Origin of the sequence: Streptomyces sp. NPDC048254 (assembly GCF_043201895.1) — a bacterium.
GTDB lineage: Bacteria > Actinomycetota > Actinomycetes > Streptomycetales > Streptomycetaceae > Streptomyces.
In genome coordinates this window covers 292486-317404 of the sequence record NZ_JBICZJ010000011.1, presented here as the reverse complement: position 1 = coordinate 317404, position 24919 = coordinate 292486, and the positions used below count along the sequence as shown (strand labels likewise).

Sequence of the window (24919 nt, the reverse complement as noted above, 5' to 3'; positions counted from 1 at the left end):
TGTTTTTTCCCTGGCTCGACTGGTGAGACGGGGTGATTGTCCTGTGGACGGAGGGTGGGGTGCGCTACGGTATGCGCATGTTCGCGCTTTCGAACCAGAACTGGTGGTGGACCGCTTCTCCGGCGGCCCACTGACTGCGCGTACGCAAGACTTCGCGAAGGCCGCCCAGAGGGCGGCCTTCGGCGTTTCCGGGGCCGCTCCTCTCCCACCTGCAAGGGATCGCAGAGGACCATGGACCTGACTCAGCTGCTCCACGACGAGCGCCCGTTCGCCCTGCTCCGCCGCCGTACTCCCGGCCACGACGAGAGCACGGTGGAGGTGCTGCTCGGCCCGGTCACCACCTGTGACCGGCTGACCGGCCTGCCCGAGGAGGGGCTCGCCCTGGTCCCGTTCCGGCAGATCCGCGAGCGCGGCTTCGACGTCCGCGACGACGGCACGCCCCTGCTGGTCCTCACCCCCGAGGAGACCCACACCCTGCCCCTGGCGGACGCCCTGGCGCAGCTGCCCGCGCACGCGGTGCGGGTCGAGGACGGGGGCTTCGACGTCGACGACGAGGAGTACGCGCGGATCGTCGGCCGGGTACTGCGCGAGGAGATCGGCCGGGGCGAGGGCGCGAACTTCGTGATCCGGCGGACGTACCAGGGCCGGATCCCGGGCTTCGGCCGGGCCGACGCGCTCGCGCTGTTCCGGCGGCTCCTGGAGGGCGAGCGGGGCGCGTACTGGACGTTCGTGGTGCACACCGGGGACCGGACGCTGGTCGGCGCCAGTCCGGAGGTGCACGTCCGGATGTCCGGCGGCACGGTGGTCATGAACCCGATCAGCGGGACGTACCGCTATCCGGCCGAGGGGCCCACCCCGGAGCATCTGCTCGGCTTCCTCGCCGACGGCAAGGAGATCGAGGAGCTGTCGATGGTCGTCGACGAGGAGCTCAAGATGATGTGCACGGTGGGCGACATGGGGGGCGTGGTGGTCGGCCCCCGGCTCAAGGAGATGGCCCACCTCGCGCACACCGAGTACGAGCTGCGCGGCCGGTCCTCGCTGGACGTGCGGGAGGTCCTGAAGGAGACCATGTTCGCGGCGACGGTGACGGGCTCGCCGGTGCAGAACGCCTGCCGGGTGATCGAGCGCCACGAGGTCGGTGGGCGCGGCTACTACGCGGGGGCGCTGGCCCTGCTGGGGCGTGATTCCGGCGGCGCCCAGACCCTGGACTCCCCCATCCTGATCCGCACCGCGGACATCGACGCGGACGGTGGGCTGCGGGTCCCGGTCGGCGCCACGCTGGTGCGCGGCTCGGACCCGGCGGGCGAGGTCGCGGAGACGCACGCGAAGGCGGCGGGGGTCCTCGCGGCCCTCGGGGTACGACCGGCACGGCCGCGTGCGGAGGGAGCGCGGCCCCGGCTGGCCGACGACCCCCGGGTGCGGGCCGCGCTGGACGGGCGCCGGGCCGCGCTGGCGCCGTTCTGGCTGCGGATGCAGGAGCGGACCGGGGAGCTGGCCGGGCACGCGCTGGTGGTGGACGCCGAGGACACGTTCACGGCGATGCTCGCGCACGTGCTGCGGGCGGCCGGGCTCGACGTGACCGTCCGGCGCTACGACGAGCCGGGGCTGCGGGCGGCGGTGCTCGCGCACGAGGGGCCGGTGGTGCTCGGCCCCGGGCCCGGTGACCCGTCCGACCTGGACGATCCGAAGATGCGGTTTCTGCGGGAGCTGACGGCGGCCGTGCTCCGGGAGCACCGGCACGGGGTGCTGGGCGTCTGTCTGGGGCACGAGCTGATCGCGGCCGAGCTGGGCCTGGAGATCGTACGGAAGGAGGTGCCGTACCAGGGGGCGCAGACGGTCGTGGACCTGTTCGGGCGCCCGGAGACCGTCGGTTTCTACAACAGCTTCGTGGCCCGCTGCGACGAGGACGCGGCTCGGGAGCTGGCGGCGCACGGGGTCGAGGTGAGCCGGGCGGACAACGGCGAGGTGCACGCCGTACGAGGGCCAGGGTTCGGCGGGGTGCAGTTCCACCCCGAGTCGGTCCTCTCCCTGAACGGCGCGGCCGTGGTGCGGGAGCTGATCGGTCAGCTGTGCGGCACCGGCACGTTCCCCGAGGGGCGGCCGGCCCGGTAGTCCGGGAGGCCCTTCCGGGCGGGTCCGGCCCTGTCGGGGTGGGAGCCCGCCCGGACCAGGGCTCAGCCGAAGAACACGCCGACCTCTTCGTACAGCTTCGGGTCGACGGTCTTCAGCTTGGCCGTGGCCTCCGCGATCGGCACCCGGACGATGTCGGTGCCGCGCAGCGCGACCATCTTGCCGAAGTCGCCGTCGCGGACGGCGTCGATGGCGTGCAGGCCGAAGCGGGTGGCCAGCCAGCGGTCGAAGGCGCTGGGCGTGCCGCCGCGCTGGATGTGCCCGAGGACGGTGGTCCTGGCCTCCTTGCCGGTGCGCTTCTCGATCTCCTTGGCCAGCCACTCGCCGACCCCGGAGAGCCGGACGTGCCCGAAGGAGTCCAGCGACCCGTCCTTGAGGACCATCTCGCCGTCCTTCGGCATGGCGCCCTCGGCGACGACCACGATCGGGGCGTACGACGCCTTGAAGCGGGAGGTGACCCAGGCGCACACCTGGTCGACGTCGAAGCGCTGCTCGGGGATGAGGATGACGTTGGCGCCGCCGGCGAGGCCGGAGTGGATGGCGATCCAGCCGGCGTGCCGGCCCATCACCTCGCAGACCAGGACCCGCATGTGGGACTCGGCGGTGGTGTGCAGCCGGTCGATGGCCTCGGTGGCGATGCCCACCGCGGTGTCGAAGCCGAAGGTGTAGTCGGTGGCGGACAGGTCGTTGTCGATGGTCTTCGGTACGCCGACGACGGGCACGCCGTACTCGTCGGTGAGGCGGGCGGCGACGCCGAGGGTGTCCTCGCCGCCGATCGCGATGAGCGCCTCGACCTCCAGCTTGGCGAGGTTGTCCTTGATCCGGCGGATGCCGTTCTCCTGCTTCAGCGGATTGGTCCGCGAGGAGCCGAGGATGGTGCCGCCGCGGGGCAGGATGCCGCGGACGGCGGGGATGTCGAGGCGGACGGTGTCGCCTTCGAGGGGGCCGCGCCAGCCGTCCCGGAAGCCGACGAAGTCATAGCCGTACTCCTGTACGCCCTTGCGGACGATGCCCCGGATGACGGCGTTGAGCCCGGGGCAGTCGCCGCCTCCGGTCAGTACTCCGACCCGCATGGAAATGTCCCTTCGCCGCGGTTGCCTGGTGGGGCTCACGCTAGTGGTGATCCAGGTCACACAGGGATGGGCGCGGAAGGGCAATTCCGGTGAATTGTCGGGCGGTTGGTTTACGTTCGGGCCGCGAAGATCAGATCAGTCGCCTTCCGGGCCGTCGTCGAGACCGCGCTCGATCGCGTACCGGACCAGCTCCACCCTGTTGTGCAGCTGGAGCTTGCCGAGGGTGTTCTGGACGTGGTTCTGGACCGTGCGGTGCGAGATGACCAGGCGTTCGGCGATCTGCTTGTAGCTCAGGCCCTTGGCGACCAGCCGCAGCACCTCGGTCTCGCGGTCGGTGAGCCGGGGCGCGTCGGACCCGCCGGCGTCCGATGCGGGCGCCGGCTCGGAGGCCAGCCGGCGGTACTCGCCGAGCACCAGGCCGGCCAGGCCCGGCGTGAACACCGGGTCGCCGACCGCGGTACGGCGGACCGCGTCCAGCAGTTCCTCGGTCGAGGCCGACTTCAGGAGGTAGCCGGTCGCGCCGGACTTCACCGCCTCCAGCACGTCGGCGTGCTCCCCGCTCGCCGAGAGCACCAGCACGCGCAACGCCGGGTTGTGGCCGACGAGTTCCTTGCAGACCTGGACGCCCGGCTTGGCGGGCAGGTTGAGGTCCAGGACGAGGACGTCGGGCGCGGCGGCCCTGGCGCGGCGCACCGCCTGCTCGCCGTCCCCGGCGGTGGCGACCACCTCGAACCCGGACTCGGCCAGATCCCGGGCGACCGCGTCGCGCCACATGGGGTGGTCGTCGACCACCATGACCCTGATGCTCATCGCCGCTCCGCCTTCCCCAGGGAGACCTTCGGTACCTTCAGCTCTACTTCCGTGCCCTGCCCGGGAGTCGAGAACAGCTCGGCGCTGCCGCCGAGGTCGCGCAGCCGCCCCCGGATGGACTGGGCCACCCCGAGCCGCCCCTCCCCCTCGGCCTGGGCGAGCCGGCCCTCCGGGATACCGGGGCCGTCGTCCCGTACGGACACCACGATCTCGTCGGGCTCGTCCTCGACCAGGATCCAGGCCCGCGCCCCGGCCCCCGCGTGACTGCGCACGTTGTCCAGGGCGGCACCGACGGCCGCGGCCAGCTCGCGCGCCGCACCCGGCGGCAGCTCCACCGGCGCACCGGGCTCGGCCAGGCTCACCCGGGCTCCGGCGTATGGCGCGAGCAGCGTGCGCAGGTCGACGGGACCGGAGTCGTCCGGCTCCTCGACGAGACGGACGAGCGCCCCTTCGGCCGCGTCCTCGGAGGCCCGCGAGAGCGGCACCAGACCGCCGGAGACCAGGGTGCGCAGCGCCACCTCCTGCTCCCCCGCCATCCGGCCCAGTTCGCCCGCCTCGCCGCCGAGGACCGCGCCCCGGCGCTGCACCATCGCCAGCACCTGGAGCACGCTGTCGTGGATGTCCCGGGCGAGCCGCTCCCGCTCCCGGGTCGCCGCCTCGATCTCCAGGGCGCGGGCGAGGGTGCGCTCGGAGGCGCGGGCCACCTCGACGACGTACCCGATGGCGATGGAGGCGACCCAGACCAGGATCACGTTGTGGACGGTGTCGCGAGCCGGGTGGCCGCGCTCGACCAGGTTGGCGGCGGCGACCGGCGTGGAGGCGAACGCGGCCCAGCGCCAGCCGCCCTTGAGGGCGTAGGCCAGGACCGAGCCGGCGGTCCATATCGACGGCAGGGTCGGGCCACCGCGGTCGATATGGCCCTGGGTGACCACCCAGGGGGTCAGCACGATGCCGGTGAGCGCGATCGCGAGGTCGACGGCGAGGAAGCGCTTGGTGCAGGCGGCCGCGTTCTGGACGCGGGGCAGGGTCGCCAGCGTCCAGACGGCCAGGACGGCGTAGTAGGCGAGGGCGACACCCGGGCGGTCGTACTCGTCGTAGGCGAACGCGAACAGGCCGATCGCGTACAGCAGGGTCAGCAGGCGGTAGCCGGTCAGGGCACGCCACAGAGGCTGCTCTACCGACATCCGTATGACGCGTTCCCGCTTTGTCATCTCCCCCAGTCCCCCCCAGTCCCGCAGTCCCGCAGTCCCGCAGTCCCGCAGTCCCGCAGTCCTCCCCCGTGCCGCCGGTCTAGGACTCGACGGCCTTCTTCTCGGCCTTCGCCGCCTCCTTCTCGGCCTTGGCGGCCTCCGCGATCCGCCGTTTGGCGGCGGTCGCGTAGATGTCGACGTACTCCTGGCCGGAGAGCTTCATGATCTCGTACATGACCTCGTCGGTCACCGCGCGCAGCACGAACCGGTCGTGCTCCATGCCCTGGTAACGGCTGAAGTCCAGCGGCTTGCCGATCCGGATGCCCGGACGCATCAGCTTGGGCATCACCTGCCCCGGCGGCTGGATCTTCTCCGTGTCGATCATGGCGACCGGGACGACCGGGGCGCCCGTCGCCAGCGCCACGCGCGCGAGGCCGCCGGGCTTGCCCCGGTAGAGGCGGCCGTCGGGCGAGCGGGTGCCCTCCGGGTAGATGCCGAACAGCTCGCCGCGCTCCAGCACGTCCATGCCGCTGCGCACCGCCGCCTCGCCGGCGCCGCGCCCGCCGGAGCGGTCCACCGGGAGCTGGCCGACGCCCTTGAAGAAGGCGGCCGTGAGGCGGCCCTTCACGCCGGGCGTGGTGAAGTACTCGGCCTTCGCGATGAAGGTGACCTTGCGGTCCAGCACCGCGGGCAGGAAGAACGAGTCAGAGAAGGACAGGTGGTTACTCGCCAGGATCGCCGGGCCCTCGGCCGGGACGTTCTCCAGACCCTCCACCCAGGGCCTGAAGGCGACCTTCAGCGGTCCCCCGATAGCGACCTTCATCGCGCCGTACAACAACCGAGTGCCTCCCGTTTCCGTCGATGAGACCTTAACCCGCAGCTCCGGGAATGGCCCCGACGACCCTGGTCGGTGTCAGTGCGGTCGCGTACGGTGAAGGACATCCGAAGTCGTCGTTCGGGCCTCTCTCAGTTCCTGCCCCCTCTCATGAATTGGAGACCGAAGGTGCCGGTTCTCCCCGGAGCCGAGCCGTACCGCCATGACGGCGGGGAGGTCGGTGTCCTGCTCTGCCACGGTTTCACCGGCTCGCCCCAGTCGCTGCGCCCCTGGGCGGAGCACCACGCGGCACACGGCCTGACCGTGGCCCTGCCCCTGCTGCCCGGGCACGGCACCCGCTGGGAGGACATGCAGGTCACCGGCTGGCAGGACTGGTACGCGGAGGTGGACCGCGAGCTGCGCCTGCTGCGCGAACGCTGCTCGCAGGTGTTCGTGGCGGGCCTGTCCATGGGCGGCGCCCTTGCGCTCAGACTGGCCGCCAGGAACGGGACGGGTGTGGACGGCGTGGTGATCGTCAACCCGGCGAACAAGGTGCACGGCCTCTCGGCGTACGCCCTTCCGGTGGCCCGGCACCTGGTGCGCACGACCAGGGGCATCGCCAGTGACATCGCCAAGCCGGGTGCCGCGGAGGTGGGATACGACCGGGTGCCGCTGCATGCCGCGCACTCGCTGCGGAACTTCTTCCGCCAGGTGGACGGCGAGCTTCCGCAGGTGACACAGCCGCTGCTGCTCCTGCGCAGCACCCAGGACCATGTGGTTCCGGCGGTCGATTCGGCCCGGATCCTGAGCCGGGTGTCCTCCACGGACGTAACGGAGGTAGTGCTGGAACAGAGTTACCACGTGGCGACGTTGGACCACGATGCGGACCGGATCTTCGAGGGGAGCCTCGCCTTCATCGGCCGGCTCGCACCCAGTGTCGGCAAGGAAGGGACGGCCGCAGTTGGCTGAGCACGACTCCGACCGCGAGGACCGCGAGCCGGACGAGAAAGGGGTGCCCTTCGACGAGGCGGCCGCCTGGGCCGCGATCGTCGCGGGGTACGGCGAGGAGCCGCCGGACCCGCCGGGCGCGAAGCCGTACAAGCCGGTCGAGGACCTCGCGCTGCCGCCCGCGGAAGAGGACACCGCCGAACCCGGGGCGCCCGAGGAGCAGCGGCCTGCGCAGCCCCTGGGCAGCTCCGTCTCCTTCGCGCCCGGAGTGGGCCCGCGTGACTACACGGCGCCGGAGCCGTCCGAGGACGACTTCGACGATGACGACGAGGGGCACTTCGTGCCGCCCGAGCCGCCGCCGCTGCCGGCCGCCGACACGACCGCCAGGTTCGCCTGGCTGGGCGTGGTGGGCGGGCCGATCCTGCTGCTGCTCGCGGTGCTGCTCGGCTGGGACATGACCTGGTATCTGGCGACGGCGGGGATCGGCGGGTTCCTCGGCGGTTTCGTCACGCTGGTGACCCGGATGAAGACCGATGACGACGAGGACGGCGACCCGGGGCGGGGAGCCGTCGTCTGACCGATCCGCTTCCGCCCGAGGGCCCGTCCGGAGTCGCTCCGGACGGGCCCTCGCGTTTCCGGGTACGCCCCGTGCGCCGAAAAGGGAACTCGGATCGGCCGACCGGCGAAGGAGAGGTGAACCGCCAAGCCCGAGCCTTCGAGGCGTGCGAACGAACGGAAAGGAGCCCCGATGACCGTAGGACCACCGGGCACCGGCACCCGCGACGAGGATCGCGAGGACAGCGACGCCCGGGTGATCGCGCGGTCCCGGGAGGAGCCGGAGCAGTTCGCCGTGCTCTTCGACCGGTACGCCGACGCCGTGCACCGTTACGCGGCCCGGCGGCTGGGTCCGGAGGCGGCGGAAGACCTGATGGCGGAGACCTTCATCACCGCCTTCCAGCGACGCCACACGTACGACCCCGCTCGTGCCGACGCCCGTCCGTGGCTGTTCGGCATCGCGACCAACCTCGTGGGCCGGCACCGCCGGGCCGAGGCACGCCGGTTCAGGGCGCTGTCCCGGCTGCCGGAGCCGGTGGTGCACGAGGAACCGGTCGCGGACCGCGCGGTCGCCAGGGCCGGTGCCACGGGGGTGCGCCGGGAGCTGGCGGCCGCGCTGGGCGGGTTGTCCGCCCGGCATCGCGATGTCGTGCTGCTGGTGGCGTGGGCGGACCTCGACTACGAGGAAGCCGCCGAGGCGCTCGGGGTGCCGGTCGGCACCATCAGATCACGACTGCACCGGGCTCGCGGCAGACTGCGCGAGGCACTGGGCGGAACCGATCCGACGGCTTTCCGGGAGGCGGACGCCCGTGCGTGACATCGACGAACTGCGCGAACTGAGGGACTTCGACATGGGGGCTCCCCCGCTCGACGACGAGACCAGGCAGCGGGCGCGAACCCGTCTGCGCGCGGCGATGGCCGGCCCCGCCCCGCGGGTGCGGCAGCGCCGCCCCGTCCTGCGCGTCGCCCTGACGGCCGGACTGGCCGCCGCGGTCGCCGCCGGCGTCCTGGTCGCCGTACGGGACGACGACGGTACCCGCACGCACCGCACGGCGGAGCCGCCGGCGACCAGTGCGCCCGCGATGCGGAACGTGAGCGCGCAGACGGTGCTCAAGGGGGCCGCCGCGTACGAGCGCAAGCACGAGCGGACGGTCAGCCCGCGCGACGACCAGTTCATCTACACCAAGGAGATCATCAAGGAGACCAACCAGAAGACCGGTGCCACGAGGAGCTACACCGACGAGAACTGGCGCTCGGTGGACGGCTCCCAGCGGGGCTGGACGATGGAGATCGGCAAGGGCTGGTGGTCGCCGCCGCTGCAGAAGGGCGAGAGCGTCTGGCCGCCGCAGGACTGGGGCAGGCTGCGGAAGCTGCCGACCGACCCCAAGCAGCTGATCCTGTCGATCACGAACGAGTTCGGCGGCCGGAAGACCTCGCTCGACGACCTCACCGACGAGGACTGGTCGCAGGTCCACTTCAGCCTCGCCGGGCTGCTGAAGCTGGTCCCGGTGGAGCCGGAGGGACTGCGGCCCGCGGCGTACGAGGCGCTCGGCATGGTGCCGGGGGTGAGGGTCGTGCCGGGCCAGAAGGACGCGAAGGGACGCACCGGGGTGGCCATCACGTATGACGACCCGACGCTCCCGAAGGGCTCGGTGGGCTTCGGCGGCTACTTCGTCTTCGACCCCGTGACGTACGAGTTCCTCGGCTTCCGCGACGTGCGCACCTCGGGCGACGGCGCGGCCATGAAGACGTACACCCAGCTCTCGTATCTCGACAGCTGGGCCGTCGTGGACAAGGTGAAGCAGCGGCCCTAGCCGGCTAGGAGACGGCGGGGACCCTGAGGGCGGCCAGGACCGGGAGATGGTCGGTGGCCGCCCTCAGATCCGCGTCGGTGACGCCGGGCAGGCCGGTCGGCACGCCGCAGCCGAGCACCTCGATGCCCTTCGTCGCGAAGATCGCGTCGATGCGCTGACGGGGGTCGGTGGACCCGGAGGTGAACTCGCCGCCCCAGGGTGCGGTGGTACGGCAGTCCTGGAAGGCGTCGGCCAGGCGGCGGAAGGTGCGGCCGTCGGGGCGGTCGTTGAGGTCGCCGCCGGCGATGGCGTGCTCCACGCCCATGCCGGCCACCCGGTCCAGGAGCATGCCGCCCTGCTCGAAGCGCTCCTCCTGCTGGAGGCTGAGGTGGAAGCTGGTGACGCCGAGGCGGACGCCGCCGAACCGGACGACGGCGGTCGCGAAGCCGCGGCGGTGCAGGCCGGGGGTGAGGGGCAGGAGGACGTCCTCGGTGCGCTCCACGGTGGCGCGGAGGTCGCAGAGGACGGCCGGACCGGCCGCGGTCGCTCCGCCGGTGAGGATCACCAGGTCGGAGGCGGCGGCCAGGCGGGCGAGCTTCTTGCGCCAGCGGAAGAACCGGGGCGCTTCCTGCACCAGGACCAGGTCGGGGGCGCAGGCCTTGATGACACGGGCCAGGGCCTGGGTGTCGTCCCGCATGGAGCGGATGTTGTAGCTGAGGACGCGGATGACGGCGGAACCGTCGGGCTCTGTGTGGGAGTTGGGGAGCGGCGCCATGTGGATCAATCTACGCCCACTGGGTGGGGGCGCGAGGTGGGTGGGCGACTGCCGGTTGTGTGTGGCTGGTCGCGCAGTTCCTCGCGCCCCTGAAAAGAAGGTGGGCCCAGTGGGCGGCGATTACATGATCGGGTCGGGCTCCCGTGCCAGGTCGGCGGCTCCGACCAATCCGGCCTCGTTGCCCAGCTGGGCGGCGATGACCTCGGCGACCGGGCGCCAGTTGCCGCCTACCAGCCAGCGCTTGTAGGACTTGCGGATCGGGTCCAGGACCAGTTCGCCCTCGTCGGAGAGGCCGCCGCCGACGATGAAGGCGGAGGGGTCGAAGAGGGAGGCCAGGTCGGCGAGGCCGGCGCCGGCCCAGCGGGCGAGCTCGCGGTAGGAGTCGACGGCGACCGGGTCGCCCTGGCGGGCGGCCATGGAGATGTGCTTGCCCTCGATGCCCTCGGGGGTGCCGTCACCGAGGCCGAGCAGGATCTCGGCGTTCTCGGGGGTGGCGTTGGCGCGCTGCGTGGCGTAGCGGACGAGGGCGCGGCCGGAGGCGTACTGCTCCCAGCAGCCCTGCGAGCCGCAGCCGCACAGCAGCCCGTCCGGGACCATGCGGATGTGACCGAACTCGGCGGCGACGCCGAAGTGCCCGCGGCGCAGCTTGTTGCCGATGATGATGCCGCCGCCGAGGCCGGTGCCGAGCGTGATGCAGATGACGTTGCGGTGGCCCTTGCCGGCGCCGAACCTGTACTCGCCCCAGGCGGCGGCGTTGGCGTCGTTCTCCACGACCACGGGGAGGCCGACGCGGGCCTCGACCTTCTCCTTCAACGGCTCCTGGCGCCAGTCGATGTTGGGCGCGAAGTAGACCGTGGAGCGCTGCCGGTTGACGTAACCGGCGGCACCGATGCCCACGCCGACGATCTCGTGCCCGGCGCGCGCACCCTCTACGGCGGAGGCGATGGCGTCCACGATGCCCTCGGGCGTGCCCGGGGTCGGCACCTTGTGGGTCGAGAGGATGTTGCCTTCCTCATCGACCACGCCGGCCGCGATCTTCGTGCCGCCGATGTCGACGCCGATGGTGAGTCCCATGAATCCCTCAGTTTCGGTCGAGCCCCGCTACGGCCAACCGTACCCGAGGCCCTGCCATCGGGTTCCCGTCGTCCGCCCGCAGGGCGGGCCCGGCGGGGCCTGGTGCGTGCAACTGCAAGGCGGAGGAGGCGTAGCCGATCAGCCGCTGCCGCGGCGGACGACGCGGTGGGGGCACCCCCGGCCGAAGGCTGGGGGACGTCGGCGACCGACGACGACGCCGCTGGGGGTCCCCCTCTGGGGGAGTGCGTGCCAGGCCCCGCCGGGCAGGCGGGAACCCGATGGCAGGGCCTTCAGGGGGCTGTCAGTCGAGGTCGATGCGTTCGCCGGGGCCGGGGTCGTCGCCCTTGTCGTGGCTGCCGGAGGTCCAGCGGGTCTCCTGGGTCTGGACCGCGGAGCGGTAGGCGGCGAGGAGTTCGCCGCCGGCCGCGGCCAGGTGGTCGAAGACGTCCGGGTTGCGCTCTATGACGGGCTCGACCGCGTTCTTCGCCTGCTGCACGACCTGCCGGACCACCTGCTGGGCGGCAGGCCCGGCGACCGCCCCGAGGAGCGGGGTCTGGATGCCGGAGAGCTTGTCGGCGACGGCGTCGACGAGCTTGCGCAGTTCCTCGGCGGCCGACCCCGGGGGCGGGCCGTACTGGGCGCGGCGACGGACCTTCTCCGCCGCCAGGTCCTCGGCACAGGCCGTGGCCCAGGCGTCGGCGTCGGTCGCGCGTACCTCGTCGGGCGCCTCCGCGGCCTCGGAGGCGTCGGCTGTGGGGCGCTCTTCGCTCATGACGGACTCCTGACTACGGTTCGTCTCTACGACGTTACCCGAACGGGCGTACCGGATTCACCGTCAGCGCGGCCACAGATCCGGGTCCGGCGTGAAGCGCATCCGCAGCTCGCCGTCGCGCAGCGCGGCCCCGGCGACGGTGCAGCGGCGCAGGGCCGACGGCAGTGCGACGATCCGGCGGAAACCGCCGACGGTGATCACGAGTTCGTCGCCGCGCCGGACGAGGTCGAGGCCGTCCCGTATCGCGCCGGGCAGCGGGATGTGCCAGACGAGGACGCCGTCCTCCTCGATCCGGTCGGCGACGGGCCACTCGACCGGTGCGCGCGCGGTGTTGACGCCGGGCACGGCGAGCGCGGCGAGGTCCTCGGCGCCGCGCGGGTCGTGCCCGAGGTGGGGCACGGCGGTGACGTCGAACGTCTCCGCCCAGTCGGCGAGGGCCTTGCGCTGCTGGGCGACGAGACCGTGCAGGGGGGTGTCCTCGGGCAGCACGCGGTTGGCGACGAGAGCCTCGGTGCGCAGGCCGCGCAGGGCGAGGCCGAGGCGGGCGGTACGGACCGCGTCGGCGCCGGCCGGGCCGGGCTCGGCGACCAGGCGTACGGCGGTGTGGCGGTCGGCGAGGACGGCCTCCACGGCGGCCAGCTCGACGTCCCAGCGGTCGGCCGTCTCGTAGAGCCAGTCGGCGGGCATGGGGACGCCGGCGAGCCGGCCGAGGACCGGGCGCAGGGCGCGGGCCGCCTGCCGCTCGGGCGGGAGCAGGCGGCGCAGGTAGCGGCGCAGCTCCTCGGGGAGGGCGAGCAGGTCGAGGGCGTGCGGGGCGGGCGGGAGGTCCACGACGAGCAGCTCGTACCGCTCGGAGAGGGCGGCGTCGCGCAGGGCGCGCAGGAGGGACAGCTCCTCGGCGCCGGGCAGGGGGGTGAGCTCCTCGGCGTCCAGGCGGGAGGCGCCCAGCAGGTCGAGGACGCCCGCGGCGCGGGTCTGGAACTCGGTGAGGTCCTCGCGGAACCGGGCGGCCGCGTCGGGGCGCCAGGCGGTGAGGGTGGGGGTGACCTGGGTCGGCGCCGGTCCTGTCGCCGTGCCCAGGGCCGCACCGAGGGTGTCCGTGCGGTCGGCGCCGAGCACGAGGGTCGGGGTGCCCTCGCCCGCGGCGCGCAGAGCGGTGGCCGCGGCGACGGCCGTACGGCCACTGCCGCCTGGTCCGGTGATCAGGATGGTGCGCATGGGGGTGAACCGTAACTGACGCGGGCCTCGCTTGAAGGTGGCCGGTGCCGAGGGGGTGTCACTTACCGGCGTTGGCAGGGTGCCGCCGCGCCCACCCCTGCCGCCCCAGAGGCACGACTGCCCGCAGCCGAACGACTACGCGCCCGCCTCCACCCGCTTCTTCAACCCCGCCAGCGCCCGGTCGATGATGACCTTCTCCGCCTTGCGCTTGATCATCCCGAGCATCGGGATCTTCACGTCCACCGTCAGCGAGTAGGTGACCTCGGTCGCCCCCGCCCCCGCCGGCTTCAGCAGGTAGGACCCGTCCAGCGACCGCAGCATCTGGGACTTCACCAGCGTCCAGGACACCTCGTTGTCACCGGTCCACGTGTACCCCAGCGTCTGGTCGTCCTTGATCGCACCCGCGTCCATGACGAGACGGACCTGCTCGGCCCGGCCCTTCGCGTCGGTCTTCAGCACCTCCGCCTCCTTCACCTCACCGGTCCAGTCCGGGTAGCGGGCGAAGTCGGCGATCACCGCCATGACGTCGGCCGGGGCCGCCTCGATCGTGATGCTCGAGCTGGTGTGTTCCGCCATCGCCGTGGCTCCTCCAGATGCGGGCCGGTGAGACCGGTACAAGGGGTCTCCGTGCGCGAGCGTGCGCACGCGTGTGCAGCGTGAAGGCTACCGCGCGTCCGACCAGGCGAGTTCACCCCGTCCGGGGCAGTCGTCACCATTCCAGCGCCCAGGGCCGCCCGGTACCGGCGAAGTGCCCGACGTTCACGCACTCGGTGGCCCCGATCCGCATCCGCTTCACCAACGGCTGGTGGACATGTCCGAAGAGCGAGTAACGCGGCCTGGTGCGCCGGATGGCATCCAGCAGCGCCCGGCTGCCCCGTTCGAAACGGCGCGCCACCGTGTCGTACACCAACTCCGGCACCTCCGGCGGAATGTGCGTGCACAGCACGTCGACCTCGCCGAGCGCCTCGATCTTCGCCGCGTACTCCTCGTCGGAGACCTCGTAGGGGGTGCGCATCGGCGTCCGCAGCCCGCCGCCCACGAAGCCGAAGACCCGGCCGCCGATCTCCACCCGCTGCCCGTCGAGGATCGTGGTGCCCGGTCCGGCGTACTCCGGCCAGAGCGGCGGTATGTCGACGTTGCCGTAGGTGGCGTACGTCGGGGTCGGGAACGCCGCGAACATCTCGGCGTACTGCTTGCGCACCGCCTTCTCGATGGCGGTCGCCCGGTCCATGCCGATCCCGGCCCACAGCCGGGCCCCCAGCTCCCGGGCCTCCTCGAAGCGGCGGGCGGTGCGGAGTTCGACGAGGCGGTCGGCGTTCTCGACGCCGAACAGGTCGGGGAAGATGCCGCGCGAGTGGTCGGCGTAGTCGAGGAAGAGGACCAGGTCGCCGAGGCAGATCAGGGCGTCCGCGCCGTCAGCGGCACTGGCCAGGTCACGGGCGTTGCCGTGCACGTCGCTGACCACGTGGACGCGGGTCGTTCGGTTGCCGGAGGGTGTGGCTGCCATGGTGATCAAGCGTAGGCCTGTGCGGCAAACGTGAACAGGCGGTGGCCGGACCTGCGGTTACTGGTCAGTCACTAAGGCCGTGGACTACCGTACGCGAAGGAACACCAACCTGTGTGACGCAGCGAACATCTCGCCGGGACCCCCTGTCGAAGAAGCCATACCGGCGGGTAACGTCCGGGCAGTCCAGTCGTGCTCAGGAATTCAACCAACGGATCTTCCGGCCCGTGGCGAAGCCCTGAGTACCTGCCCGAGCCTTGGACCGAACCGTCGCATCGCACAACGTCGTGGCGTCGGCGCCCTATGAGGAGCAGCAGTCTTGCGCGAGTTCAGCCTTCCGGCTTTGTACGAGGTCCCCGCGGACGGCAATCTGACCGACATCGTCCGCAGAAACGCCGCGCAGCATCCGGATGTCGCCGTCATGGCCCGGAAGGTCGGAGGTGTCTGGCAGGACGTGACCGCCACCACCTTCCTGACCGAGGTGCACGCGGCCGCCAAGGGTCTGATCGCCTCCGGCGTCCAGCCGGGCGACCGGGTCGGCCTGATGTCCCGCACCCGCTACGAGTGGACGCTCCTCGACTTCGCGATCTGGTGCGCCGGCGCGGTCACCGTGCCGGTGTACGAGACCAGCTCGCCGGAGCAGGTGCAGTGGATCCTCGGCGACTCCGGCGTGACCGCCTGCATCGTCGAACTCGACACCCACGCGGCCACCGTCGAGTCGGTGCGCGAGGCGCTGCCGGCCCTCAAGCACGTCTGGCAGATCGAGGCCGGCGGCCTGGAGGAGCTGGGCCGGCTCGGCCAGGGCGTCACGGACGCGACCGTCGAGGAGCGCAGCTCGCAGGCGAAGGCGGACGACCCGGCGACCATCGTCTACACCTCGGGGACGACGGGCCGCCCCAAGGGCTGTGTCCTCACCCACCGCAACTTCTTCGCCGAGTGCGGCAACATCGTGGAGCGCCTGCGCCCGCTGTTCCGCACCGGCGAGTGCAGCGTCCTCCTCTTCCTCCCGCTCGCCCACGTCTTCGGCCGGCTCGTGCAGATCGCCCCGATGATGGCGCCGATCAAGCTGGGCTGCGTCCCGGACATCAAGAACCTCACCGACGAACTGGCCGCGTTCCGGCCGACGCTGGTCCTCGGCGTCCCGCGGGTCTTCGAGAAGGTCTACAACTCGGCGCGCGCCAAGGCGCAGGCGGACGGCAAGGGCAAGATCTTCGACAAGGCCGCGGACACCGCGATCGCGTACAGCAAGGCGCTGGACACGCCGTCGGGCGCGCCCCTCGGCCTGAAGATCAAACACAAGACCTTCGACAAGCTCGTCTACAGCAAGCTGCGCGCGGTGCTCGGCGGCCGGGGCGAGTACGCCATCTCCGGCGGCGCCCCCCTGGGCGAGCGCCTGGGCCACTTCTTCCGCGGTATCGGCTTCACGGTCCTGGAGGGCTACGGCCTGACCGAGTCCTGTGCCGCGACCGCGTTCAACCCCTGGGACCGGCAGAAGATCGGCACGGTCGGCCAGCCGCTGCCCGGCTCGGTGATCCGGATCGCGGACGACGGCGAGGTGCTGCTGCACGGCGAGCACCTGTTCCGGGAGTACTGGAACAACCCCGGCGCGACCGCCGAGGCGCTGGCCGACGGCTGGTTCCACACCGGCGACATCGGCACCCTGGACGAGGACGGCTACCTCAGGATCACCGGCCGCAAGAAGGAGATCATCGTCACCGCGGGCGGCAAGAACGTCGCCCCGGCCGTGATCGAGGACCGCATCCGGGCGCACGCGCTGGTCGCGGAGTGCATGGTGGTCGGCGACGGGCGGCCGTTCGTGGGCGCGCTGGTCACCATCGACGACGAGTTCCTGGGCCGCTGGGCGGCCGACCACGGCAAGCCGGCGGGCTCCACCGCGGCGTCGCTGCGTGACGACCCGGATCTGATCGCGGCGATCCAGGACGCTGTCGACGACGGCAACGCCGCGGTGTCGAAGGCGGAATCGGTGCGGAAGTTCCGCATTCTGTCCTCCCAGTTCTCGGAGGAGTCGGGCCACCTGACGCCGTCCCTGAAGCTCAAGCGCAATGTGGTGGCGAAGGACTACGCGGGCGAGATCGAGGCCATCTACGCCAAGTAGCGGCTCACATGTCCTCGGCGAGAACCCGTTCCATCGTCCGCTCGGCGAGCGCGGTGATGGTCACGAACGGGTTCACGCCGATGTTCCCGGGCACCAGGGAGCCGTCCGTGACGTACAGCTTCGAGTACCCCTTCACCCTCCCGTAGTCGTCGGTCGCCCTGCCCAGCACACAGCCGCCCAGCGGGTGGTAGCAGAAGTCGTCCGCGAACACCTTGCTGCCCGACCCGAACAGGTCGTACCGGTAGATCGTCGCGTTGGCCGAGTTGATCCGGTCGAACAGCTTCTTGGCCATGGCGACCGAGACCGCGCTCTGGGCCGCGGTCCAGCCCAGCTTCACCCCGTCGCTCGCGGAGTCGTAGGTGAACGAGGCCCGTTGCGGGTTCTTGGTGATCGCCAGGTAGAGGCTCACCCAGGTCTCGAACCCGATGGGCAGCGGGGCGATCTCCGCGAAGACCGGGTTGTCGGTGTTGGCCCAGTCGTCGATGCCCATCACCGGCATGGTCGCCTGGTTGGCGCCGGTGGTGTCCCAGATGTGGTTGGCGCGCCCGAGCATGGTGTTGCCGTTGGTGCTCCACCCGGCGCCGACACTGGAGTTGAGCGCGGGCAGCGCCCCGGTGTCCCGGGCCCGTACGAGCAGTTCGGTGGTCCCGAGGCTCCCGCCGCCGAGGAACAGGTAGGTACAGCTGTACTGCTTGCTCTCCACGACGGCCCCGGTCACGTCGATCCGGTCGACGCCGAGCAGCCAGCTCCCGTCACTCGCCCGGCTGATGGACCTCACCTTCTCCATGGTGTGGATGGTGAGGTTGCCGGTGCCGAGGGCGGCGGCGAGGTAGGTCTTGTCGAGGCTCTTCTTGCCGTAGTTGTTGCCGTAGATGACCTCCTGCGCGAGCGCGGACTTGGTGGCGGTGCCGGCGGCTTCCTTCTGCATGTACCCGAAGTCGTAGACGTTGGGTACGAAGGTGGTCTTGAGGCCGGTGTTGGCGGCGGCCTTCCTGGAGGTCCGGGTGAACTGGTACCACTCGGTCGCCTCGAACCAGGTGGCGTCGACGGTGTTGACGCCGAGCATGGAACGGGCGCGCGGGTAGTACGTGTTGTACATCGCGCTCGCGTCCACGGTCGGGAACTGCTCGGTGAAGTACGACTGGAGCGGGGTGACCGCCATGCCCCCGTTGACCAGCGAGCCCCCGCCCACACCGCGCCCGACGTACACGGACATGTTGTCGTAGTGCACCCGGTCCAGGACGCCCGGATAGGGGGTGATGTCCTTGTTGACGACGTCCAGCCAGAGGAAGCTGGCGAGCGGGGCCTCCGTGCGGGACTTGAACCACATGGATCTCTTGTCCGGGGCGGCGGTGGAACAGAAGATCTTGCCGTCGGAGCCGGCCGTGTTCCACAGCCGGCCCATCTCGATCATCAGGGTCCGCACGCCGGCCTGCCCGAGCCGGAGCGCGGCCACGGCCCCGCCGTACCCGGAACCGACCACGATCGCGGGCGCGTTGTCGACGGCTGCCGCCTCCTCGGCGGCCTGCGCCGACTGGAGCCCGACACGGGTGAGACCGGCCGCGGCGGCGGTCTGGAGGGCGATCATGCCCAGGATGTGACGTCTAGTCACCTGACGCTGCATCAGTTTTGCTGTCATGCGCGCAGCATGTGCGGATTTTCCGGTTCCGCCTAGGCCTGCGACGGGCTTAGTGACAACGCGCCCCAAAGGGGGCGCGGGGCTGTATTTGATATGCGGCTGCCGCCGCGTGGGCGCGACCAGCCAGAACGCACCCGCAGACGAAACGCGACCCACCCCTCTACAGCAACGCCTTCAACCTCTCCGCAAGGAGATCCCACCGCCACCGCTCCTCGACCCACAATCGCCCCCGCTCCCCCATCCGCCGCCGCAGCTCCGCGTCCCCCAGCAGCACGACGATCCGCTCGGCTGCCTCCTCCACCGAGCCGCCCCGCACCACCCACCCGGTCTCCCCGTCAAGGACCGCGTCCGGGGCACCGCCCGAATCCCCGGCCACCACCGGCAGGCCCGTCGCCGAGGCCTCCAGGTACACGATCCCGAGCCCCTCCACGTCCAGCCCGCCCCGCCGGGTCCGGCAGGGCATCGCGAAGACGTCACCCGCGCCGTAGTGCGCGGGCAGCTCGGACCACGGCACGGCCCCCGTGAACCGCACCGACGCCTCGACCCCCGTCTCCCGGACCAGCCGCCGCAGCTCCTTCTCGTAGGGGCCGCCGCCGACGATCAGCAGGACCGCGTCCGGCTGGGCGGCCAGGATCAGCGGCATCGCGAGGATCAGCGTGTCCTGGCCCTTGCGCGGCACCAGCCGCGAGACGCACACGACCACCGGCCGCTCGCTCAGCCCCAGCCGCGCCCGCACCTCCGCGCCCCCGGACCCGGGATGGAACGTCTTCTCGTCCACCCCCGGCGGCAGCTGCACCATCCGCCCGGCCGCCCCGGCGCTCAGCGCGGTCGCGATCCGGGACCGCGTGTACTCGCCGAGATAGGTGATCGTGTCGGTCGCGTCCCCGATCCGCCCGAGCAGCTGCCGGGCGGCGGGCAGCTGCGCCCAGCCGGCCTCGTGCCCGTGGGTCGTGGCGACCAGCCGCTGTGCCCCGGCCTTCCGCAGCGCGGGCGCCATCAACCCGAGCGGAGCCGCCGCCCCGAACCACACCGACGCGCACCCGTGCTCCCGGAGCAGCCCGACCGCGGTCCGGGTCGCCCCCGGCGTGGGCAGCAGCATCGTCGTACGGTCGCGTACGACGGTGAAGGGCTGCTCCGCGTCGAAGGCGGCGGTGGCCTCGACGCCCTCCCGGCCCCGCTTCCACGTGGACGCGTAGACCACGAGCCGCTCCGGGTCCAGCCGCAGGGCCATGTTGTGCAGAAAGGCCTGGATGCCGCCCGGCCGGGGCGGGAAGTCGTTCGTCACGATGAGGGTCTTGTGCATCGCGGCCGACCCTACCCGCACAGTGTGTTCGGCCGTGCTTCATGGCCGTCGCACAGGGCGTCGGGAGATCATGTGGCGCACTCCCAGGCAGGTCGGCGGACAGGGGCTCAGGTGGACAGGACGGGCGAGAGGCGTGCCCTGGCGTTGCTGCTGGTCGTCTGGGGTGCCACCCGGCTGGTGCTGCTGCTGTTCGTGCTGAAGGTGTTCGTGTTCCCGGGCGCCGACGTCACGAGCGACGTGTCGGTGATCTACCAGGGGTGGTACGAGGTCCTCCGGCACGGAACGTTCCCGCTGGACGACGTCACCTGGCAGTACCCGCCCGCGGCCGCCCTGGCGATCCTCGCCCCCGGGCTGCTGCCCTTCCTGGACTACCCGACCGCCTTCTTCGTGCTGGCTTTCCTGGCCGACCTGGTGGTGCTCGCCCTCCTCCTCTACACGGGCCTGCGCCCCGGCCGCACCCTGCGTGGCGCCTGGATCTGGGTGCTCGGCGTGCCGCTCCTCGGCCCGACCGTCTACTCCCGCTACGACCTGATGGTCACCGCGGTCGCCGTCGCCGGGCTGCTCGCCGGGGCCCGGCACCCCCGGCTGATGGGCGCGCTGGCCGGCTTCGGCGCGATGGTCAAGGTGTGGCCGGCGCTGCTGCTTGTGGGTGCGGTGCGGCGGCGGGCCTGGGCGTCGGCGGCGGTCACGGCCGGCGTGGTCGGGGTGCTGTTCGCGGTGGCCATGCCCGGCGCGTTCGCCTTCCTGACCTTCCAGCGGGACCGGGGCACCGAGGTGGAGTCGCTGGGCGCGCTGGTCCTGCACGTCGCCCGGCACTACGGCTGGCAGGGCGAGGTGCTGCTCAACTACGGCTCGATCGAATTCCTCGGCCCGCGGGTGAAGGCGGTGAGCGCGGCGGCCCTGGTGCTGACCGCGTGCGCCTTCGGCTGGTTGCTGCTGTGGCGGCTGTGCGCGGCCCGCTTCCGGTCCCACACGCTCGCGGACGCCGCCTTCACGGCCGTCCTGATGTTCACGGTCACCAGCCGGGTGATCAGCCCGCAGTACATGGTGTGGCTGGTGGGCCTGGCCGCCGTCTGCCTCTGCTTCCGGGCCGGCCGGATGACCCTGCCGGCGGTCCTGGTCCTCCTGGCCGCCTTCGTGACGGTCCTGGAGTTCCCGGTCGGCTTCTCGCACATCGTGGTGAGCGACTGGTACGGCATCACCCTGCTGCTCCTGCGCAACGGCCTGCTGGTCGCGGCGACGGTCACGGCGGCCCGCCAGCTGTGGCGCTCCACGGTGCCGGGGGCCCCGCCCGCTCCGCTGCCCGCTCGGGCCACCCGCACGAAGGAGACCTCGGCCCCCTCCTGAGCGCGGGCCGGCTCAGCCGCCGAGCCGACCCGTCAGGTAGTCCCGCCAGCGGGCGGTGAAGTCCGGCAGGGTGGTGCCGAGTTCCTTCCGCAGCGCGTCCTCGACGGCGCCCGTACGGCCCTGGTGGGCGCCGACGGCCCGGTAGAAGGCGCCGAGCCGCTCCTCGCCCCAGTGGGCGGCGATCATCCGGCAGGCCAGCCAGCCGCCCTCGTAGGCCTCGGCCAGCTTGGTGGGGTCGTCGGTGAAGCCGAAGTCCTTGTCCTCCGGGAGGTCCTCGGGGAGGTCCCCGTCCCGCACGGCGCGGGCCAGCTCGGGTGCGGCCTCGGTGGGGGTGCGGCCGCTGTCGAGATAGCCGATCCAGTCGGCGTACCCCTCGGAGAGCCAGAGCGGGGTGGCGGCCGAGGTGTGCGCGCGGGTGGCGACATGGGTCGTCTCATGGGTGAGGACCACCTGCTTGCCGACCGAGCCGAGGACCGCGTACGCATCCGGGTTGAGGATGACCCGGTCCGCCGGGGCCTGGCCGGAACCCCCCGCCTCGCCGGTGGTGACGGCGGCGATGCCCCGGTAGTTGGAGGCGGGGGCGCCCAGCAGGCCCGCCATGCCGTTCAGCGACTGGGGTACGACCAGGACCACCCGCTGGGTCCAGTCCGTGCCCCAGGCCTTGGAGACCTCGGGGACGGCGGTGTCGGCGAGACCGGCGTAGTCCCGCAGGGTGTCCCGGGACTGGCCGACGCCGAGAACCAGGCTGTGCGCGCCCTTGACGGCCGTCACCGTGCCCTGGTCCCAGAGCTGCTGCCCCGACTTCCCGGCGGGCTTGTCGGCGGCGACGTACCAGTGGCCGTCGGCGGTGCGGCTGAGGGTCAGGGTGCGGTCGGTGGTGACGGGGGCCTTGTCGTAGCCCTGGATGCGGTAGCGGAGCTGGGCGTCGGCGGTGGCCTCGGCGCCGTCGGGGTGCAGGGCGGTCAGCCGGTAGCTCCAGTCCGCGAGCGGTACGGCCCGCAGGTCGGCGTACGAGCTCCGGGTACCGGTCTCGGCGTAGGCCCTCTCGTCATGGCCGAGGACGGCGGCCGCGCGCCGGTCCAGGACCTGCTGCACCTCGGCCATCGCCGACCCGGTCGCCGCCTGCCCGCCACCGCATCCCGTCAGCGGCAGGAGCAGCAGACACAGCCCCGCCGCTCCTGAGCGCCACGCCCGCCTGCCACCAGCCACTTTCCGATCGTACGGGTCGGGGCCCGAAAGTCAGGGCCGGGTGATGGAGGAGATGGGCATCATCCCGACCGGGTCGTAGCGGACCGGGGCGCCCGGGTAGGGGGCGTGGATGACCTGTCCGTTGCCGACGTACATCCCCACATGGCTGGCGTCGGAGCGGTAGACGACCAGGTCACCGGGTTGCGCCTGGGAGAGCGGGACCTGGTGGCCGGCGTGCCGCTGCTCCTGCGAGGTGCGCGGCAGATGGATCCCGGCCTGCGCGTACGACCACTGCATCAGGCCCGAGCAGTCGAACCCGGAGGGTCCGCTGGCGCCCCACACGTACGGCTTGCCGACGGCGGCGCGGGCGGCGGCCACCGCGGCGGCGGCGCGGCCGTCGGGGGCACTGACCCCGGAGAGGTCGGGCAGGTCGGCGCGGTCGTCGCCGCGGGAGGCGTGCTCGAAGGCGGCGCGGTCGGCGGCGGGCAGCGCGTTGAGCAGCCGCCGGGCCTTGGCGAGCTTCTTCTCCACGGTGGCCTTGTGGGAGGCGACCGCCTTGCGGCTGCGCTCCAGCTGGGTGAGTTCCCCGGCGGCCTCGCTGCGCTCCTGGGCGAGTTCGCGCATCGCCGCCTGGAGCTCCCTGAGCTGCCCGGCCCGGCGGACGTCGATGCGGTCGAGGAGGGAGGCCCGGTCGAGGTACTCCTCGGGGTCGTCGGAGAACAGCAGGGCGACGGTGGGGTCGATGCCGCCGGAGCGGTACTGGGCGCCGGCGAGCGAACCGAGCGCCTCCCGCATGGCGTTGATGCGCAGCTGCTGGCGGGCGATGCGGTCCTGGGAGTCGTTCACCTCGTGGCGCAGCGCGCCGGCCCGCTCGTCGGCCTTGTTGTAGGCCTCGGTCGCCTCTTCGGCCTGCCGGTACAGCCGGTCCACCTCGGCGCGGTCACCCCCGTGCGGGGCCGCGCTCGCGGGTACGGCGCCGAGCGCGGCTGCCGCGGCCGACAGCACACAGAGGGCGGCACCGGCGCCCCGGTTGAACCCGGACGATGCGAGACGGCGATCAGACCCCACAGGAAACCGCGCTCCTTCCGTTTGTCGGACGCCGACGGTCTCCCCCGGGTAAAGGGGGAAACGCGCCAGACATTGACGCCCTCCCCCGCCCGAGGGCAGGAGATTCCGGTCCGCGCCGCACAGCGGCGCCACCACGGGTTCCTGTTTCACAGGCCGCCGCCAACCCGTGTGGGCTGGTCCTACGCGACCTCCGCAGGCGTGACTTCCCGCCCGTCCGGCGGTAGGTCCGACAACTCTGTCGCCGAACGCGGCGATGCTAGCCATACGACCGGTCCACGGCCAAAGACCTCTGTGGGCACACGAACACGACGCCCCGCCGCTGACGCAGGTCACCGGCGGGGCGTGGAGTCATCTTCGGTTGTCGCGATTCGCCCGTTCGGGCGCCACCTCGGGTTGATCTTGGGCCGTACGGGTGTCGCCGTAACCCGCTGGGGTCAGATCCGGACGCCGAACTCGAACGTCATGTTGCCGATCGACTCGTAGCGCACCACGGCACCGGTGTGCGGGGCGTGCAGCACCTGGCCGTTGCCCGCGTAGAGGCCGACGTGGTGGTAGTCGCCGTAGAAGATCACCAGGTCGCCGACCTTGAGGTCGCTCTGGCTGTAGATCCGGGTGCCGGCGTTGGCCTGGGCCTCGGAGGTGCGCGGGATGGTGACGCCGGCCTGGGCGTAGGCCCAGGAGGTCAGGCCCGAGCAGTCGAAGGAGGACGGGCCGGAGGCGCCGTAGACGTACGGCGAGCCGATCACGGACTGGGCGGCGGAGAAGGCGGCGGCGGCCCGGCCGGAGGCGGAGCCGGTGTTGCCGAGGTCCACGCGGGAGGAGGCGCGGCTGGCGGCCTGGGCCTGCTCGGCGTCCAGGGCGGCCTTCTCCTTGGCCGTCAGGGTGTTGAGGAGCTTCTGCGCGTCGGCGAGCTTGGACTGGACGGCGCTCTTCTGCTTGGCCAGCTCGGTGCGGGTGGAGGAGAGGTCCTTGAGCTTGTCCGTCGCCTCTGCCCGCTCCTGGGCGAGTTCGCGCTGTTTGTCCTGAATCTTCTTGAGAGCCTCGACCTGCTGGCCGCTCAACTGGTCGAGCGTGGACGCCTTGTCGAGGTAGTCGTCCGGGTCGGACGAGAGGAAGAGCTGGACCGACGGGTCTATGCCGCCGGAGCGGTACTGCGCGGTGGCCAGCGAACCGAGGCTGTCCCGCAGCTTGTTGAGATCCTCCTGACCACGGGCCACATTGTCCTGGATCGTGGAGATCTCCTTCTGCAGCTTCTGCTGCTTCTCCTTGGCTCCGTCCAGCTTCTCGGTGGCCTGCTCGGCCTCCTCGTAGAGCTTGTCGACCTTCGCCTTGACCTCGTCCTTGGTCAGCTTCTCGCTGGGCGCCGCGTTGGCGGCGTTGGCGCTGAGGACGACGGCAGCGGCGGCTGCGGTGGTCAGCACGGTCACGCGCGCGCGACTCGGCTGCTTGGGTCGACGATGGGACGCCACGGAGACGGGCTCCTTCGTTTGAGTGATCACCCGTGTGGAGGTTCGAGGCCCGACCCTAGTGACCTCCCTGTGATCAGTTCAAACCCAACAGCGAAAAAACTGGTCACGCAACGCACTCTTTGCACATAACTCA

23 protein-coding genes are annotated in these 24919 nt (G+C 71.8%); 8 read left to right on the top strand and 15 right to left on the bottom strand.

The features are described 5' to 3' along the window. The first annotated feature begins 71 nt into the window (after positions 1–71). A complete protein-coding gene (locus ACGFZQ_RS30300) occupies positions 72–134 on the top strand; it encodes a trp operon leader peptide (RefSeq protein ID WP_351733318.1) in 63 nt (20 codons plus the stop codon). A 97-nt stretch (positions 135–231) separates the two neighbouring features. After that, positions 232–2112, top strand: coding sequence for an anthranilate synthase family protein (locus ACGFZQ_RS30295; protein ID WP_393843004.1), 1881 nt, complete (start codon positions 232–234; stop codon positions 2110–2112). 62 nt (positions 2113–2174) lie between these two features. Here the strand turns inward: ACGFZQ_RS30295 and ACGFZQ_RS30290 are convergent, their stop codons facing one another. The 4 genes from ACGFZQ_RS30290 to ACGFZQ_RS30275 form a co-directional block, all read right to left on the bottom strand. Beyond that, positions 2175–3203 (bottom strand): 6-phosphofructokinase, encoded by a 1029-nt coding sequence (locus ACGFZQ_RS30290; protein WP_393843003.1) that lies wholly within the window; start codon positions 3201–3203, stop codon positions 2175–2177. A gap of 135 nt (positions 3204–3338) precedes the next feature. Continuing rightward, complete coding sequence (locus tag ACGFZQ_RS30285; protein WP_382541439.1) at positions 3339–3998, bottom strand: response regulator; 660 nt, start codon at positions 3996–3998, stop codon at positions 3339–3341. Positions 3999–4009: 11 nt separating this feature from the next. Beyond that, the gene (gene macS / locus ACGFZQ_RS30280) at positions 4010–5224 is read right to left on the bottom strand and encodes a MacS family sensor histidine kinase (protein WP_351732386.1); all 1215 of its coding nucleotides are present in this window, start codon (positions 5222–5224) and stop codon (positions 4010–4012) included. Positions 5225–5303: 79 nt separating this feature from the next. Then, positions 5304–6026 carry a lysophospholipid acyltransferase family protein gene (locus ACGFZQ_RS30275; RefSeq protein WP_351732383.1) on the bottom strand — a complete coding sequence of 241 codons (723 nt, stop codon included), beginning with the start codon at positions 6024–6026 and terminating at the stop codon, positions 5304–5306. Positions 6027–6206: 180 nt separating this feature from the next. Between ACGFZQ_RS30275 and ACGFZQ_RS30270 the strand changes: the two genes are divergently transcribed. From ACGFZQ_RS30270 to ACGFZQ_RS30255, 4 genes are all read left to right on the top strand, one after another. Next, positions 6207–6986, top strand: coding sequence for an alpha/beta hydrolase (locus ACGFZQ_RS30270; protein WP_393843002.1), 780 nt, complete (start codon positions 6207–6209; stop codon positions 6984–6986). After that, complete coding sequence (locus ACGFZQ_RS30265) at positions 6979–7542, top strand: hypothetical protein (protein WP_393843001.1); 564 nt, start codon at positions 6979–6981, stop codon at positions 7540–7542. Before ACGFZQ_RS30270 ends, ACGFZQ_RS30265 begins: the two co-directional genes overlap by 8 nt. 171 nt (positions 7543–7713) lie before the next feature. After that, positions 7714–8337, top strand: a complete 624-nt coding sequence (locus ACGFZQ_RS30260; protein ID WP_382541316.1) for an RNA polymerase sigma factor — start codon at positions 7714–7716, stop codon at positions 8335–8337. Then, positions 8330–9334, top strand: a complete 1005-nt coding sequence (locus tag ACGFZQ_RS30255) for a CU044_5270 family protein (RefSeq protein ID WP_393843000.1) — start codon at positions 8330–8332, stop codon at positions 9332–9334. The genes ACGFZQ_RS30260 and ACGFZQ_RS30255 overlap by 8 nt, the downstream gene beginning before the upstream one ends. 4 nt (positions 9335–9338) lie before the next feature. On the opposite strand, the gene ACGFZQ_RS30250 is transcribed toward ACGFZQ_RS30255, so the two are convergent. From ACGFZQ_RS30250 to ACGFZQ_RS30225, 6 genes are all read right to left on the bottom strand, one after another. Continuing rightward, positions 9339–10088 (bottom strand): endonuclease/exonuclease/phosphatase family protein, encoded by a 750-nt coding sequence (locus tag ACGFZQ_RS30250; protein WP_393842999.1) that lies wholly within the window; start codon positions 10086–10088, stop codon positions 9339–9341. A 120-nt stretch (positions 10089–10208) separates the two neighbouring features. Further along, entirely contained in the window at positions 10209–11162 is a 954-nt protein-coding gene (locus ACGFZQ_RS30245; protein WP_351732369.1) for an ROK family glucokinase, read from the bottom strand. A 301-nt stretch (positions 11163–11463) separates the two neighbouring features. Then, the gene (locus ACGFZQ_RS30240; protein ID WP_393842998.1) at positions 11464–11934 is read right to left on the bottom strand and encodes a DUF5304 domain-containing protein; all 471 of its coding nucleotides are present in this window, start codon (positions 11932–11934) and stop codon (positions 11464–11466) included. 63 nt (positions 11935–11997) lie between these two features. After that, on the bottom strand, positions 11998–13152 hold the full coding sequence (locus tag ACGFZQ_RS30235; RefSeq protein WP_393842997.1) for an ArsA family ATPase: 1155 nt from the start codon (positions 13150–13152) through the stop codon (positions 11998–12000). 135 nt (positions 13153–13287) lie between these two features. Next, entirely contained in the window at positions 13288–13728 is a 441-nt protein-coding gene (locus tag ACGFZQ_RS30230; RefSeq protein WP_351732362.1) for an SRPBCC family protein, read from the bottom strand. Positions 13729–13861: 133 nt separating this feature from the next. Next, on the bottom strand, positions 13862–14659 hold the full coding sequence (locus tag ACGFZQ_RS30225; RefSeq protein WP_351732360.1) for a metallophosphoesterase: 798 nt from the start codon (positions 14657–14659) through the stop codon (positions 13862–13864). Between the two features lie 316 nt (positions 14660–14975). On the opposite strand from ACGFZQ_RS30225, the gene ACGFZQ_RS30220 reads away from it, so the two are divergent. Next, positions 14976–16772, top strand: coding sequence for an AMP-dependent synthetase/ligase (locus ACGFZQ_RS30220; RefSeq protein ID WP_393842996.1), 1797 nt, complete (start codon positions 14976–14978; stop codon positions 16770–16772). Between the two features lie 4 nt (positions 16773–16776). Here ACGFZQ_RS30220 and ACGFZQ_RS30215 read toward each other — a convergent pair whose 3' ends face one another. Both ACGFZQ_RS30215 and ACGFZQ_RS30210 read right to left on the bottom strand, forming a co-directional pair. Further along, complete coding sequence (locus tag ACGFZQ_RS30215; RefSeq protein WP_393843039.1) at positions 16777–18360, bottom strand: GMC oxidoreductase; 1584 nt, start codon at positions 18358–18360, stop codon at positions 16777–16779. 211 nt (positions 18361–18571) lie between these two features. Further along, entirely contained in the window at positions 18572–19714 is a 1143-nt protein-coding gene (locus tag ACGFZQ_RS30210) for a glycosyltransferase family 4 protein (RefSeq protein ID WP_393842995.1), read from the bottom strand. 111 nt (positions 19715–19825) lie between these two features. Here ACGFZQ_RS30210 and ACGFZQ_RS30205 point away from each other — a divergent pair, with 111 nt between their 5' ends. Further along, positions 19826–21061: a glycosyltransferase 87 family protein gene (locus tag ACGFZQ_RS30205; RefSeq protein WP_393842994.1), complete on the top strand. Its 1236-nt coding sequence runs from the start codon at positions 19826–19828 to the stop codon at positions 21059–21061. Positions 21062–21073: 12 nt separating this feature from the next. Here the strand turns inward: ACGFZQ_RS30205 and ACGFZQ_RS30200 are convergent, their stop codons facing one another. From ACGFZQ_RS30200 to ACGFZQ_RS30190, 3 genes are all read right to left on the bottom strand, one after another. Beyond that, positions 21074–22270 (bottom strand): hypothetical protein, encoded by a 1197-nt coding sequence (locus ACGFZQ_RS30200; RefSeq protein WP_393842993.1) that lies wholly within the window; start codon positions 22268–22270, stop codon positions 21074–21076. Positions 22271–22300: 30 nt separating this feature from the next. Beyond that, positions 22301–23317: an NlpC/P60 family protein gene (locus ACGFZQ_RS30195; protein ID WP_393842992.1), complete on the bottom strand. Its 1017-nt coding sequence runs from the start codon at positions 23315–23317 to the stop codon at positions 22301–22303. Between the two features lie 434 nt (positions 23318–23751). Then, positions 23752–24786, bottom strand: coding sequence for an NlpC/P60 family protein (locus ACGFZQ_RS30190; protein ID WP_351732346.1), 1035 nt, complete (start codon positions 24784–24786; stop codon positions 23752–23754). Between the last annotated feature and the right edge of the window lie 133 nt (positions 24787–24919).